Origin of the sequence: Methanobrevibacter cuticularis (genome assembly GCF_001639285.1) — an archaeon.
Lineage (GTDB): Archaea > Methanobacteriota > Methanobacteria > Methanobacteriales > Methanobacteriaceae > Methanobaculum > Methanobaculum cuticulare.
This window is the reverse complement of the sequence record NZ_LWMW01000045.1, coordinates 1-877: the sequence shown is the minus strand read 5'-3', so window position 1 is coordinate 877 and position 877 is coordinate 1. Positions and strand designations below refer to the sequence as shown.

Here is an 877-nt window from a genome sequence, read left to right as displayed (position 1 = left end):
TTCACTAACAACACATGTGGTGGAGTTACCTATGGTAGTGGAGCTATCTACAATACTGGTGCTAATTTCAAAATAACCAACAGTAACTTCAACAACAACACAGTTAATGCATCTGGTGGTCTATCTAGTTACAGTGGTGGTGGAGCTATCTACAATGCTGGTGCTAATTTCGAAGTAACCAACAGTAACTTCAACAACAACAGAGTTAATGTTGCGCGTGTGGCTTACGGTGGTGGAGCTATCCACAATGCTGGTTCTAATGCTACTGTAGCTGATTGTAATTTCACTAATAACAGTGCTACTAATGGTGGTGCTGTGTATAATACTGGTGCTAATGCTACTGTAGCTGATTGTAATTTCACTAATAACAGTGCTACTAATGGTGGTGTTGTGTATAATACTGGTGATAATGCTACTGTAGCTGATTGTAATTTCACTAATAACAGTGCTACTAATGGTGGTGCTGTGTATAATACTGGTGCTAATACTACTGTAACTGATTGTAATTTCACTAACAACATAGCGACTGATGATGGTGGTGCCATTTACAATACTCGTTATGATGTTATTGTAAGTGATTCTAATTTCACTGTTAACAAAGCTACTATTGGCGGTGCTATCTACAATTATGGTACTAGGATGAATGTTAGTGATTCTAATTTCATTAACAACACTGCTAGTGCTGCTGCTGGTGGTGTTTTTACTAATGGTACTAATAGTATGATTATGGATTCTAATTTCACTGGTAATAGTCATGCTGTTGGTTTAGCTACTACTAATTTCACATTATCTGGTAATCGCATTGTTAATAATACTGTAGGTGTTCAGTTTATTCTTTATAATTTGAATTATACTATTGTTGGTTTAAACAATTCTA

1 pseudogene is annotated in these 877 nt (G+C 35.9%); it reads left to right on the top strand.

The annotated features are described in order from the left end of the window. Positions 1–877, top strand: a pseudogene (locus MBCUT_RS01420) (hypothetical protein); the annotation flags it as partial.